This is a genomic window from Streptomyces sp. DSM 40868 (assembly GCF_011820545.1).
GTDB lineage: Bacteria > Actinomycetota > Actinomycetes > Streptomycetales > Streptomycetaceae > Streptomyces > Streptomyces eurythermus.
On record NZ_CP050504.1, the window covers coordinates 592190 to 605511 of the forward strand.

A 13322-nucleotide genomic window follows, 5' to 3' on the forward strand; every position below is an offset into this window, starting at 1 on the left:
GACCAGAGACGGCGGCACTGTAACAACCGTGATCGGGCGCCACAACGTCCCCTGCCGGCTACCGGGTTCTTTCGGCCAGGCATGACTGGTTGCCAACTCACCGGGGAATGGCGGTGTTTGATGGTGTGGTCGATGTCCGTGGCCGGAGGCGTGCGGCCGCTCGGCCTGCAGCGCCGTGGCCGACGGCCCCGGGACCGGGGGACCTTGGAGGAGTGGCACACAACGTGGCTCAGAACGTTCGCCGCTGGATGACCGATGACGTACTTGCGGTCCGGGAACTCGCCCGTTCCTTCTTCACCGACGAGGCCGTGCCCCGGCGGGCCGAGTGGGAGCGCCGGGGCGGCGTGGAGAAGGACTTCTGGCGCAAGGCGGGCTCGCTGGGCCTGCTCGGCGCCTCCGTGTCCGAGCGGTACGGGGGCGGTGGCGGGACCCTCGCCCACGATCTGGTGATCTTCCAGGAGCAGGTGCGGGTGGGCGAGCACGGTTTCGGGAACTCCATGCACAGCGGGGTGGTGGCCCAGTACATCGAGCAGTACGGCACCCCGGAGCAGAAGCTCCGCTGGCTGCCCGGGATGTGCTCGGGCGACCTGGTCGGCGCGCTGGCCCTCACCGAGCCCGACGCCGGGTCCGATCTGCGCGGGATCCGCACGACGGCGGTGCGCGGGGACGACGGCTACCGGGTCGACGGCAGCAAGATGTTCATCACCAACGGCTCCAGCGCCGACCTGATCGTCACCGCGGTCCGCACCGACCCGGGCGCCGGGACCCGCGGCATGTCGCTGCTGGTGGTGGAGGCCGACCGCACCCCCGGGCTGCGGCGGGGCCGGCGGCTGGCCAAACTCGGCCAGCACACCTCCGACACCGCGCCGTTGTACTTCCAGGACGCGCTGGTGCCGGCCGGGAACCTGCTCGGCCGGGAGGGCGCCGGATTCCTCATGCTCATGCGGCAGTTGCCGCGCGAACGGCTGATCATCGCGGCCGAGGCGGTGGCGGCGGCACGGCGCGCGGTGGACGTGACGCTGGACCGGGCCCGGGAGGCCGGGCTCTTCGCGCAGCAGCACGTCCGCTTCGAGATCGCCCGCTGCGCGACGCAGGCGCGGGTGGCCGAATCCTTCCTCGACAACTGCGTGGAGCAGGCACTGAACGGGGAGCTGGACACGGCGACGGCGTCGATGGCGAAGATCTGGTGCACGGAGACGACGGGTCACATCATCGACCGCTGCCTGGACGCCCTCGGCGAAACCGCCGCGCACGACCCGGAGTTCCCGCTCGTGCGGATGCGTGACGATCTGCGGGTGCAGCGGATCTACGGAGGGACGAACGAGGTCATGCTGGAGATGGTGGCGAGTTCGTTGTGACCGGGAGGGCGGCGAACGGCGCGAACGCCCGGATGGTCTCCGTCATCCGTAGCCCCTTCCTGTCGCGAGAGCCACCGCTCCCGGCCGCCACGGCCGCCTCCCTGCTCCGCGTCCCGCGGATCAGGAGGAGCTACGGCCACGCGTACGCGGCGCTTCGCCGGTGTGGGCCCGCTGGAAGGTCGCGTACAGCAGCCACAGGGCCGGGATCACCAGCACCGCACCGCAGGCGAGGGCGATGAGGCGGGCGGAGAGGACGGCGGGCCGGGAGGCGGACTGGTCCACGGTGACGCCGCCTACCGGCATGGCCGGGTACCGGGCCGCGCCCCACGCCCACAGGATCGCGGCGACGGCCAGTGCGGCCGCTCCACGGGCGGCGACGTGGCGCCGCCGGGTCAGCAGGGCGAGGCCCATGACGCCGCTGATCGCGCTGAGAACGACCAGCGGCAGCGCCCGATGGGTGAGTCCGTGGAACAGCTGGGGGCGTCCGCGTGCAGGACCTCCACGGCGTGGACCACGACAACCCCTGCCCCGGCCCGCTGCCGCACCGGACCTGCGCCGAACTGGTCGGCGGGCCGCTGGACGGCCTGCTGCTGGACGCCCACGGCCGGCGGACCGAGAAAGTCGACGACGGCGTCGCCCGGGCCCACCGAACTCTCCCGGTGGCCCGGCGGCCGTGCCCTGTACGATCCGCGCCCCGGCGAACCCCGCGCATCCGGGCCCCGGCGTCAGCTGCCGCCTCCACTGCTCCGGCGACCGCCCTGACCAGTACGTCGGCACCACGGGTCACTCGCCGTACAGCGGCCCCCGCGCCACGTCGACGTGCGGGCGGACGTCGTGCGGGCGGGCCTGACGCCGCCACCGCGCCGTCGCGTCGCGGACGACACCAACGGCGACCTCCGTCACCGCATCGGGCTGCAGCAGGCGCACATCCAGTGTCTGCCGCGTTCCCCACCCGGAGCGGCACGTGTGGCCTTCCCCGGGATGGGCGCCCGGGTGCTGCGGCCGGTGTACTCCGTGGCACGGCATCGGGGGCCGGTGACGGCCCGGACGATGACCTCTGTCGCGACCCGCCTCGTCGCACCTGCCACGACCGCACCGGTCGGCGAGGCTCGTCGAGCCGCTTGAAACGCAGCCCCTCCACCCCACAGCTTCCCCGGCTGCTGCTCGCCTCCGGCCGGCGTCCGTCCCACCGGCCGGACGACCGGGAGGCGAGAACATCGACGGCTCCTCGGTCCGGCGCACCCGGAGCGGCACCGGTGATCGTGGCCGTCCGGTCCGGTCGGCGTACTCGCGGGTCCGCGGACGCGGGCGAGCACTCGTCGTACCCCGCGTCCACCTCCGCCGTCGTTGCCTCTCGCCGGCATCAGGCCCTCCGCTGTCCTCCCCCGGCCCGGTGCCCGGCAGCCCGGCACACGTGCGGCTGACGGCGCCACGCACAGAGGGAGGCCGGCTGACCTGTACATCGGGGAACTCGGGAAAGGAATGCGGGAGAGCGCAAGCGCGCGGCAGGCCGGCGGCACGACCGGCGGTCACGAAGGAGGCACACGCGGTGATGGAGCCGGAGCGCACCAGGAGCGTCGACCAGCGGCCCCCTGGAGCAGGGGGCACCGCGCTGGCGGGGGCACTGGCCGCCATCGGCGCGGGGGCGTACGTGGTGGATGACAAGGGGTGCATCATCGCGGTCAACGCACGTGCCGAACAACTGCTGGCCCGGCCGGCCGCGGAACTGGTCGGGCGGGACGCGCACGATCTGCTCCACCGCGACGCCCACGGCCAGCCGATGCCGACCAGCCGGTGCAGCATGCGGCAGGCGTTCCACGCCAGGAATCCGGCGCAGGCCGCAGGGGACTGGTTCTCGCGCGGCGACGACTCTCTGCTGCCGGTCTCATGGCTGGTCACCCCCTACGACATCCAGGGCTCGGAAACCGCCACCCTCGTCGTCTTCCACACCGACCGGCAACCAGCCGACGACCGGCAACACACCGGGCCCGTCCCGCGGCCGCAGCCGCTGACAGAGCTCGAGCGTCTGGCCCTGCTGGCGGAGACCACCACACAGCTGACCTCCACCCTGGACGTCCAGGAGGCGCTGCGCCGGCTCGTGGGGCTGGTCGCGCCTCGGCTGGCGGACTGGGTGATCATCGATCTGATCACCCAGGGCGACGAAGTGTGGCGCAACACCGTGGTCCATGCAGACGGCCATACCCTGAAGCACCACGAGGAGCTCGAAGGGCCCATGCCTCCGGTGCCGGAGCAGTCCCCCATGCCCCTGTCCAGAGCACTGCGCGGAGTCGCCTCCACCGTGGCCGGCCCCGAGACCTACCAGCAGACTCCGGATTCCGGCATCGCGGTCGAACAGCGGCGCCTCTTCGAGGCGACCGGCATCCGCTCCGCCGCCATCGTCCCCCTCCGCAGCGCCCGGGACGTTCTGGGGGCCCTCACGCTGGGCCGCGCCGACCGGACGGGCGACTTCACCACCGCGGACCTCCCCCTGATCGAGGACATCGCACGTCGCGCCGCGCTCGCCGTGGACAACGCACGCCTCTACCAGCGCCAGCGCAAGGTCGCCGAGACCATGCAGAACCACCTGCTGCCCCGGCTGCCCAGCCTGGGCGGGCCGCAGATGATCGCCCGCTATCTGCCCGCACCCGACGCCTCCCAGGTCGGCGGCGACTGGTACGACGCCTTCCGCCTGTCCGACAATGCCACCGCCCTGACCATCGGGGACGTCGTGGGCCACGACCTGGAAGCCGCCGCCGGCATGGCCCAGGTACGCAACATGCTCCGCGCCTACGCCTGGTCCCGGCAAGATCCGCCCAGCCGCATCGTCGAACGACTCGACGAGGCCGTCACACACATCACCAACGTGCCCATGGCCACCATGATCTTCGCCCGCCTCGACACCACCGGCAACGGCCACTGGGAATTGTGCTGGACCAACGCAGGCCACCCACCGCCCCTGCTCATCACCCGGAACGGCCTCACCCACTACCTCACCGACGGCCACGGCATCCTCCTGGGTACCGGAGTCCGCGAATCCCGCCCCGACGCCACCCTCGTGCTACCCCCCGGATCCACCCTCCTGCTGTACACCGACGGCCTCATCGAATCAGCCGGTCACTCCCTGGACGAGGGCCTGGGCCGACTGCGCCAGCACGCAGCCGCCCTTGCCCACCGCCCCTTGGCGGCCTTCACCGACCACCTCCTGCGCCGGGTCCGTCCCGAAGACAACGACGACGACGTCGCCCTCCTCGCTCTGCGCATCCCGCTCGAACCCACCGCGAGATGACTGGGGGGGCCGGCCGGACGGACCCTTGTGCCGTTGACGCCTCCCCGCCGGGCCCGGGACGGCCCGGAAGCCGGGTCCGGCTTCCGGGCCCCCTTGCCCTGGTGCTCAGTACCAGTACCAGCGGCGGGCGGGCTTGTTGCTGAAGATGCGTCGCATCGATGCGGCCATGGCTGTTCACCTCCCTTCCCTGTCGTGCGCGAGTCCCCCGGGGCGTGGGGTGCGGTGGAGGACGAACGGTCGCGGAACATTGCCTTCGGAGATGACCGCGCGGGTGTCGCCGCCGGTGACGGTCAGACGGGCGTCACGGGTGAGCGCGGTCAGCGACTCGGTCAGCAGGGTCTGCGCCACCGCCGCGCCGGCACAGCTGTAGGGGCCCGCGCCGAACGGTACGTAGGAGCCGTGTTCGCCGGGCTCCGCCCAGCGTTCGGGACGGAACTCGTCGGGGGCGGTCCACCGGCCCTCCTCGTGGTGCATCAGGTACGGGCAGGCGGAGAGGAGGTCGCCGGGCCGGAAGGCGACGCCACCGAGTTCGACGGCGTGCGGGACGGTGCGGCCGAGCAGCCAAGGTACCGGGCGGTGCCGGAGCGCCTCCCGCACGACCTGGTCGGCGGGCCAGGGCCATGGCTCGTCCGAGGTGTGGCGCAGGCAGCCCAGCAGCACCGACCATGCCAGCGAAGCGCTGAGGGGAACCACGATCGCCCGGTACATCAGCCAGTGCAGCTCGGCCAGCGTCCGGTCGGTCACCTCGGCGGGAGGGCAGACACCGAGCAGGGCGTCCAGCACATCACGGGGTTCGTCGGCGGGGTGTTGCCGACGGTGGCGGACCTCGTCGGTCAGGGCGGCGAGCAGCCGGGCCCGCGGGAACTCCGCCCGCGCTCGCTGCCAGGCCCGCGGTGCGTGGAACACCACTCCCCCGCGCATCGCCCGATCGGTCAACCCGCCTGTCCTGACCGGGCTTTGGGGGCGCAGCAGCAGGTCGGCCAGGCATCGGTGCACCAGCGTGTTGCCGGCGGCGGGCCAGCGGCTGACCTCCGGGAGCGCGGTCACCGCCGGGGTCAGCTCGGCACGGTATCGCGGCAGGCCCGCGCGCAGGAAGTTCCGTACCGCGTGGCCGACTTCGACCTGTGCGTCCCGCGTGGACAGCAGCTCGTTGAAGAATCCCGACTTCCCCGTGTGGTATTCCGGGCTGCGCAGCAGCGTCTGCGCCAGACCCGCGTCCCTGACGCAATAGCCGCCGTGGGGAAGCCGGAACACGTCCGCCCCGCTGCGGCGACGGAGGATGTCGATGCACTTCAGGGGATCTCGCCGGAACCGGCGCTTTTCTCCGATTCTCATCGAGTCATCTCCTCGGCGAGTCTCTCGGCGGGGACACCGGGCCTGTCCGAGCTGTCCCTCTGCCCGGCCGATCCCCGCCCTGGTGTGCGGAAAACCGACATGACACCGCTATCACCCACGCGAGGTAAAGAGCATATAGATTGACAAATAGGCCCGCGTTCAGTCGCTTGACGCGCGCCACTTTCGAAAGTTTCGCCGACCATTCGACCGGCCGCACCCCGAGTGACCGCTCAAGCTCGTCACCCAACAGGCCAGACAGACCCTGCACACACCTTGACCCGGCTCGGCGGCTGACCATACATTCCCTCCCACCATTCGTCATCATGTCGGCCATTCACATATGTGACAGTCACCGGATGAGGTCAGCGTGCTGAAGGGCATTCTCTTCTTTCCCGTCACCCCGTTCGCGGGAAATGGTTCGATAGACACGGCGAAACTTTCGGATCATCTCAGAGCGGGGATCGAGTCCGGAGCCGGTGGTGTCTTCGTCGCCTGCGGGACCGGGGAGTTCCACGCGCTGGACCTGGCGGAGTTCGCCTCCGTGGTGCGCACGGCGGTGCGCGTGACGGCCGGCCGGGTTCCCGTGTTCGCGGGCACCGGCGGGCCGTTGCCCCTGGCCCGGCAGTACGCGCGGGCCGCCGAGGAGGCCGGCGCCGACGGGCTGCTGCTGATGCCGCCGTACCTGGTCGCGGGACCACCCGCCGGGCTGGTCGCCTATGTGCGCGAGGTCGTCGCCGCCGGTTCCCTGCCGGTGATCGTCTACCAGCGCGGCACCGCCCGGTTCGACGTCCCGGCGGCCGTCGAAGTGGCGCGCCTGCCACGGGTGGTGGGCCTGAAGGACGGCACCGGCGACCTGGAGCTGCTGGCCCGGATCGTGACCGCCGTCCGGGCGGACCCCGCCACCGGCGGACGGGACTTCCAGTTCTTCAACGGGACGCCCACCGCCGAGGGCACCCAACTCGCCTACCGCGGCATCGGCGTCGACCTGTATTCGTCGGCGGCGTTCTGCTTCGCCCCCGAGACGGCCCTCGCCTTCCACCGCGCCCTCACCACCGGCGACGACGAACTGGTCCGGCGGCTGCTGGCCGGCTTCTTCCACCCGCTCGTCGCGCTGCGCGAACGCGTGCCCGGCTACGCGGTGGCCCTGGTCAAGGCGGGCGTCCGGCTGCGCGGCCTCGACGTGGGAGGGGTGCGCCCACCGCTGACCGATCCGACGCCCGGGCACCTCGCCGAACTGGAGGAGATCATCGCGAGGGGGGCGGCGATCCGATGAGCGAGGCCCTGCGGATCAGCCGCGTCGACATCACACCGGTGGCGTTCAAGGACCCCGCCCTGCTCAACGCCGTCGGCGTCCACGAACCCTACGCGCTGCGCGCCGTGATCGAGGTGACGACTGATCAGGGCATCGCCGGTCTGGGCGAGACCTATGCCGACGAGGGTCACCTGCGCCGGCTGCGCTCGGCGGCCGACGTCCTCACCGGCATGGACGTCCACGCCCTCGGCGCGATGCGCCGCCGGATCGCCGAGCTGACCGGCGACGACCGGGGCGGTGACGGTCACGGCCTGACCGGCATGATCACCACCAGCAGCACGGTCGACCGGGTCTTCTCCCCGTTCGAGGTGGCCTGCCTGGACATCCAGGGCCGTGCCGCCGGCCGCCCCGTCAGCGATCTGCTCGGCGGCGCCGTCCGTGACGAAGTCCCCTTCAGCGCCTACCTGTTCTACAAGTGGGCCGCGCATCCCGGACACGAGCCCGACGAGTGGGGGCCCGCCCTGGACCCGTACGGCATCGTGGCGCAGGCCCGGCGCATGGTGGAGCGGTTCGGCTTCGGGGCGATCAAGCTCAAGGGCGGTGTGATGCCGCCCGAGCAGGAGGTGGAGGCGGTTCTCGAGCTCCGCCGGGCGTTTCCCGGCATCCCGCTGCGTCTGGACCCCAACGCCGCCTGGACCGTGGAGACTTCGCTGAAGGTGGCCCGTCGGCTGGAAGGCGTCCTGGAGTACCTGGAGGACCCGACCCCCGGCCAGGAGGGCATGGCCCGGGTCGCCCGGGAGGCCCCGATGCCGCTGGCCACCAACATGTGCGTGGTCGCCTTCGACGAACTGCCCTCCGCGGTGCGCGACGACGCGGTCGGGGTCGTGCTGTCCGACCACCACTACTGGGGCGGCCTGCACCGCTCCAAGCTGCTCGCCGGGATCTGCGCCACCTTCGGCATGGGGCTGTCCATGCACTCCAACTCCCATCTCGGCATCAGTCTGGCCGCGATGACACACCTGGCCGCCGCCACCGAGAACCTCACGTACGCCTGCGACACGCACTGGCCGTGGAAGGACCCGGCGGAGGACGTGATCGTCCCGGGCGTGCTCGGCTTCCGCGCCGGCGCGGTCGCCGTCCCCCGCTCCCCCGGCCTCGGCGTGGAACTGGACCGGGACGCGCTGGCCCGGCTGCACGAGCAGTACCTGCGCTGCGGCCTGCGCAACCGGGACGACACCGGGTACATGCGCCGACTGGACCCGTCGTACGAGAAGAAGTCACCGCGCTGGTGACCCACGGCGGACCCCGGCCCGGTCCGCCCGGTCCGCCTCGACGTCCGTACGCCTGCCCGCCGTTCTCGACGTCCGTACGCCCCCGCCGTTCACGACAAGAAGGTCCTCCCATGCACTGGCTCGACTGGGCCGCCGTAGGCGCCTACTTCCTGGTGATGCTCCTGATCGGCCTGTGGTCGCACCGGCGTGTCGACGACGTGTCCGACTACTTCACCGGCGGCGGCCGGATGCCCTGGTGGCTGACCGGCATCTCGCACCACATGTCCGGCTACAGCGCCGCCGTCTTCGTCGCGTACGCCGCGGTCGCCTACGACTACGGCATCACCGTCTACGTCTGGGCCTTCCTGCCGCTCGCCCTGGGCACCGGCGTCGGCGCCTGGCTGTTCGCCCCCCGGTGGAACCGGCTGCGCGAGCGCTACCAGGTCGCCTCCCCGCTGGAGTACCTGGTGCGCCGCTACAACCTGCCCACCCAGCAGGCGCTGGCGTGGAGCGGTGCCCTGCTCAAGGTCTTCGACGTGGCCGCCAAGTGGGCCTCGGTGGCCGTGCTGCTGAAGGTCTTCACCGGTATGTCGATGACCAACGGCATCCTGCTGACCGGCGTCGTCACCCTGCTGTACTGCACGGTCGGCGGGCTGTGGGCGGACGCGCTCACCGAGTTCGGGCAGTTCGTCATCCAGGGCGTGGCCGCGCTGTCGATGATGTGGGTCGTCCTCGACCGGCTCGGCGGCGTCTCCGGCCTCGGCACGCTGTGGCACCGGCTGCCGGCCGGGCACACCGACCCCCTCGTCGGCCCGTACACGGCGGGCTTCCTGACCGCGTACGTCGTCGTGAAGCTCTTCGAGTACAACGGCGGCATGTGGAACCTGGCCCAGCGGTACATGGCCACCGACTCCCCGCGCTCCGCCCGCCGTTCGGCCGGCCTGTCGGCGGCCCTCTACCTGGTGTGGCCGGCCGTACTGCTGCTGCCGGCGGTCGCCGCGCCGGTGCTCATGCCGCACATCGCCGACCCGCAGCAGACGTACGCCCTGATGGCACAGTCGTATCTGCCCGTGGGCCTGGTGGGGCTGACCCTGGCGGGCATGTTCTCGCACACCATGGCCATGGCCTCCTCGGACGCGAACGCCATCTCGGCGGTGGTCACCCGGGACATCCTGCCCGCCGTCCTGCCCGGTTTCCGCGAAGTGAGCACGGCGCGCGGACTGCGGGCGGCGCGGGTGGTCACGGTCGTCTTCATCACCGTCTCCATGGTCGTGGCCATCGAGGCCGACCACTTCGGCGGAGTCCTCGGCATCATCGTCGGCATGGTCGCGGCCGTCATGGGCCCGATCTCCATTCCGATGCTGCTCGGGCTGCTGCCCGCCTTCCGCCGCTGCGGGCCCCGGGCGGCCCTCACGTCGTGGGCACTCGGTCTCGGCGGCTACTTCTTCGTCAAGTACGGCCTGGACGGCGCCTCGCAGACCACGGTGGTCGTCACCCCGCTGGTCACCTCGCTCGTCGTCTACGCGGGCCTCGGCCTGCTGCTGCCCGAACCGGACGCGGAGGCGGACGCCGTGGTGGCGGCGGTCTCCGGCCCGGAGCCCGGATCCGGCACGGCCGCACGCCCCGTGGCGAAGCGGGCCTGACACCCACCAGCCCCAGCAACCAGACCAGTCGGAGGAACCTTCTCATGAAGCGAGCAGCGTCATTCGCGGCCGCCGCCGCGGCGATCGCCGCCACGGTGGGCCTCTCCCCCCACGCGTCGTCCGGCGCGGACGGCCCGCGAAGCGGTGCAGCCGCTCCCGCGCGGCCCGCGACCGTGACGGCCGGGAGCGGGCAGTGGACGGACACCTGGGCGTCCATGCCCCAGCTGACCGAGCCGGGCAACATGCCCCCGGCGCCGTTCACCCAGAGCGACCGCGTGTTCGACAACGCCACCCTGCGGCAGACCGTGCACGTCGGGCCGGGCGGCAAACGCATACGGCTGCGCCTGTCCAACGCCTTCGGCGGGGCCGACCTGCCCGTCACCGCCGTCTCCGTGGCCCGCCCGGCCGACGGCAGGGCGGGCGTCGGCGCGATCGTGCCGGGCAGCTCCCGGCGGGTGACGTTCGGCGGGCAGCCGGGCTTCGACATCCCGCAGGGCGCACAGGCGGTCAGTGACCCGCTGGACTTCGACGTGGCGCCGGGCAGCAACCTCACCGTGACGCTGTACCTCGCGCACGGACAGGCATCCACCGCCATCACCTCGCACCCCGGATCCCGCACGACGTCCCACCTGCTCGCCGGCGACCACCTGGACGACGCGGACCTGCCCGGTGCCACGACCGTCGACCACTGGTACTTCCTGAGCGGGCTGGAGGTGTGGTCGCGGCGGGCCGCCTCCGCCACCGTCGTCCTCGGCGACTCGCTCAGCGACGGCCGCGGATCCACGACCAACGGCAACGACCGCTGGCCGGACCGGCTGCGGTCACGGCTGGCGTCCCGCCCCGGCACGGCGGACATCGCCGTCGTCAACGAGGCGGCGGGCGGCAACCGCGTCCTGCGGGACGGGCTGGGCCCGAACGCCCTCGCCCGGCTGGACCGGGACGTCCTCGCCCGGAGCGGCGTCGACCGGCTCATCGTCTTCGAGGGCGTCAACGACATCGGCACCGCCGGCACCTCCCCGGCGGACGCGCGGCGGATCGCGGACGAACTCATCGGCGCCTACCGGCAGATCGTCACCCGCGCCCACGCCCAGGGCATCGAGGTCTACGGCGCCACCCTCACCCCCTTCGGCGGCAACGGCTACGACGATCCGGCCGGCGCCCACGAGTCGGCCCGGCAGCAGGTCAACCAGTGGATCCGCACCGGCGGCGGGTTCGACGCCGTCATCGACTTCGACCGCGCGGTCCGCGACCCGGAGGCCCCCGGCCGGCTGCGGCCGGCCTACGACACCGGTGACCACCTCCACCTCAACCCGGCCGGGTACCAGGCCCTGGCCGACGCCGTCCCGTTCGCCCTGTTCCACCGGTGAGCGACGCCTGACGACGAGCAACAGCCACGGACGGCCGGTCCCCCGGGGACGGAGGGGACCGGCCGTCGCCTCGGCGGCACGCACGCCCGTCAAGGAGACGGTGGTGGCGCCCGCACGACGGCACACGGCGGCCGTGCCACCGGGGCGGTGGCACGGCCGGAGTGCGGGTGTCGCGGGGCGGGCGTCAGGCCCAGGGGGAGGTGACGACCCAGCTCGTGTCGTCGGCCCAGGCGGTGGCGCTGTCCCAGGCGTGGGAGCCGCCGTGGCTCGCGACATAGGCGCCGTACTCGTAGTGGCGCACGAAGTCGCCGGGGTAGTTGGCGGACCGGAGGGACACGCCCTGGCCGTTGTGGCTCGGCTGCGGGCAGAACGTGGCGTCCAGCCTGGCCAGCGCGCTGCTGTCGAGGGCGTCGACGCGCAGCCGGAAGTCGTAGTGGCGCAGGTACTGCCCCGGCTTGTCGGCGGATTCGAAGGAGACGCACGAGGCGTCGCCCAGGCCGGCGCGCACGATCCAGGTCGCGGCGGCCTTGTCGGCGGTCGGACTGGACGAGGAGACCGCGCCGATGGCGGCGTTGTTGTCGGCCGTGTTGTGCCGGAGGTAGTCGGTCGTGCAGCAGGAGGTGGTGGCCCGCAGCGAGACCCTGGAACCCACGGTGGGCGCGCCCGCCGGAGGGGACGTCGCGTACCCGGCCGCGTTGATGTTGGCCTGTACGGCGTTCTCGGTGGCGTCGGACGGGTAGCCGGACGTCATCACGCCTTCGTAGAAGGTGCCGGCGGAACTGTTGCTGTTGTCACCGCCGATGCCGAGGATGATGGCCCCTTCCTTCTTCATCGGGTTGTAGCCGGAGGCGTTGGGGCGCGGTCCGTCGTAGTAGGTGGACAGGCCGCCCGACCGGGCGTTGCCGACCCGGATCGCCCAGTGGTTGGGGCCGCCCTTGACCACGGCGGTGAGGAACCGGTGGCCGACGCTGGGGTCGTTGGCGTTGTAGCCGCGGTTGACCCCGGAGAACAGGCCGTTCTCGAGGTCGGCCATGACCCAGGGGCCGTTGCCGGTGCCGTAGCCCCAGGCCTTGCTGTTGCCGAAGTAGATGGTCTCCATGGTGCCGTTGCCGTTGTCCCGGCTGTTGGTCTCGGCGTTGCCGTAGTCGAAGCAGCAACCGCTGTTGTAGTGGCTGCCGTCGAGGAGCGCGTACATGCCTTCCGGCTGGTCCCCGGTCGCGATCCCGTTGGTGTTGTTGTTCCGGTAGCCGGTGCCGGGGGCGATGAAGACGCCGTACGCCTTGTGGCCGCCGACGGTGACCGGTGCGGCGGACGCCTCGGCGAGGTTGTCGTAGCCGCCGGCGGCGGGGCCCTGGAAGCCGCCGGGGGGCGCCTGGGTGAGGTGGTTGCCGCGGCCGGACTGGTCGTAGACGACGGTGATCAGGCAGCTCGTGCCCGCGCAGAAGGAGTCCTGCGCGGCGGCGTCGGCGTAACCGCCCGCGCCGAGCGCGCCGATGTCCCGGGTGGCGCCGTCGGAGGCACGTTTCACCTGGTAGAGACGGCCGCCGTACGCGGAGTACAGGGCGCGGGTGGTGCCGTGCGCGGCCACGCAGGGGGTGCCGCCGGCCGCGTACAGGTCACAGGGCAGCGAGCCGGCGGCCACGGCGTCGCCCTCGGCGGCGGCCCTGCCGCCGAGCAGGGCCGTGGCCAGGGCCAGCACGAGGGCCAGCAGGGCGAGCGGCCGGGCCCGTCCGGGGCGGGCCGGTGTCACAGACATGAGCGGTCTCCTGAGGGAGTCGGGGGGCCGGTGGCGTCCCACCACCAACCCATG

Annotated in this window: 10 protein-coding genes; 6 read left to right on the plus strand and 4 right to left on the minus strand. The window is 72.3% G+C overall.

The annotated features are described in order from the left end of the window. Positions 1-224 precede the first annotated feature (224 nt). Positions 225-1358, plus strand: a complete 1134-nt coding sequence (locus HB370_RS02670; protein ID WP_244405372.1) for an acyl-CoA dehydrogenase family protein — start codon at positions 225-227, stop codon at positions 1356-1358. A 120-nt stretch (positions 1359-1478) separates the two neighbouring features. Here the strand turns inward: HB370_RS02670 and HB370_RS02675 are convergent, their stop codons facing one another. Together HB370_RS02675 and HB370_RS02685 are read right to left on the minus strand one after the other, a co-directional pair. After that, entirely contained in the window at positions 1479-1769 is a 291-nt protein-coding gene (locus HB370_RS02675) for a cytochrome d ubiquinol oxidase subunit II (RefSeq protein ID WP_030776495.1), read from the minus strand. 372 nt (positions 1770-2141) lie between these two features. Further along, positions 2142-2285 carry an ATP-dependent DNA ligase gene (locus HB370_RS02685; RefSeq protein ID WP_167345720.1) on the minus strand — a complete coding sequence of 48 codons (144 nt, stop codon included), beginning with the start codon at positions 2283-2285 and terminating at the stop codon, positions 2142-2144. Positions 2286-2910: 625 nt separating this feature from the next. Between HB370_RS02685 and HB370_RS02690 the strand changes: the two genes are divergently transcribed. Beyond that, positions 2911-4644: a SpoIIE family protein phosphatase gene (locus HB370_RS02690; RefSeq protein WP_030776486.1), complete on the plus strand. Its 1734-nt coding sequence runs from the start codon at positions 2911-2913 to the stop codon at positions 4642-4644. A 174-nt stretch (positions 4645-4818) separates the two neighbouring features. Here HB370_RS02690 and HB370_RS02695 read toward each other — a convergent pair whose 3' ends face one another. Then, positions 4819-5979: a cytochrome P450 gene (locus tag HB370_RS02695; RefSeq protein WP_030776483.1), complete on the minus strand. Its 1161-nt coding sequence runs from the start codon at positions 5977-5979 to the stop codon at positions 4819-4821. A 367-nt stretch (positions 5980-6346) separates the two neighbouring features. On the opposite strand from HB370_RS02695, the gene HB370_RS02700 reads away from it, so the two are divergent. The 4 genes from HB370_RS02700 to HB370_RS02715 all read left to right on the plus strand — a co-directional run bounded on the left by HB370_RS02700 (position 6347) and on the right by HB370_RS02715 (position 11512). Next, positions 6347-7252: a 5-dehydro-4-deoxyglucarate dehydratase gene (locus HB370_RS02700; protein WP_030776480.1), complete on the plus strand. Its 906-nt coding sequence runs from the start codon at positions 6347-6349 to the stop codon at positions 7250-7252. Further along, a complete protein-coding gene (locus HB370_RS02705; protein WP_030776477.1) occupies positions 7249-8523 on the plus strand; it encodes a glucarate dehydratase family protein in 1275 nt (424 codons plus the stop codon). Before HB370_RS02700 ends, HB370_RS02705 begins: the two co-directional genes overlap by 4 nt. A 110-nt stretch (positions 8524-8633) precedes the next feature. After that, positions 8634-10145 carry a sodium:solute symporter family protein gene (locus tag HB370_RS02710; protein WP_030776475.1) on the plus strand — a complete coding sequence of 504 codons (1512 nt, stop codon included), beginning with the start codon at positions 8634-8636 and terminating at the stop codon, positions 10143-10145. Positions 10146-10189: 44 nt separating this feature from the next. Continuing rightward, entirely contained in the window at positions 10190-11512 is a 1323-nt protein-coding gene (locus HB370_RS02715; protein ID WP_030776474.1) for an SGNH/GDSL hydrolase family protein, read from the plus strand. 184 nt (positions 11513-11696) lie between these two features. Here HB370_RS02715 and HB370_RS02720 read toward each other — a convergent pair whose 3' ends face one another. Next, the gene (locus HB370_RS02720; RefSeq protein WP_078637322.1) at positions 11697-13268 is read right to left on the minus strand and encodes an alpha-L-arabinofuranosidase B; all 1572 of its coding nucleotides are present in this window, start codon (positions 13266-13268) and stop codon (positions 11697-11699) included. Positions 13269-13322 lie beyond the last annotated feature (54 nt).

Bases quoted from the DNA above. Each gene is read 5' to 3' on its own strand.
- HB370_RS02675 (WP_030776495.1), bottom strand. From the start codon at position 1,769: ATGGGCCTCGCCCTGCTGACCCGGCGGCGCCACGTCGCCGCCCGTGGA.
- HB370_RS02690 (WP_030776486.1), top strand. From the start codon at position 2,911: ATGGAGCCGGAGCGCACCAGGAGCGTCGACCAGCGGCCCCCTGGAGCA.
- HB370_RS02715 (WP_030776474.1), top strand. From the start codon at position 10,190: ATGAAGCGAGCAGCGTCATTCGCGGCCGCCGCCGCGGCGATCGCCGCC.
- HB370_RS02720 (WP_078637322.1), bottom strand. From the start codon at position 13,268: ATGTCTGTGACACCGGCCCGCCCCGGACGGGCCCGGCCGCTCGCCCTG.
- HB370_RS02705 (WP_030776477.1), top strand. From the start codon at position 7,249: ATGAGCGAGGCCCTGCGGATCAGCCGCGTCGACATCACACCGGTGGCG.
- HB370_RS02710 (WP_030776475.1), top strand. From the start codon at position 8,634: ATGCACTGGCTCGACTGGGCCGCCGTAGGCGCCTACTTCCTGGTGATG.
- HB370_RS02695 (WP_030776483.1), bottom strand. From the start codon at position 5,979: ATGAGAATCGGAGAAAAGCGCCGGTTCCGGCGAGATCCCCTGAAGTGC.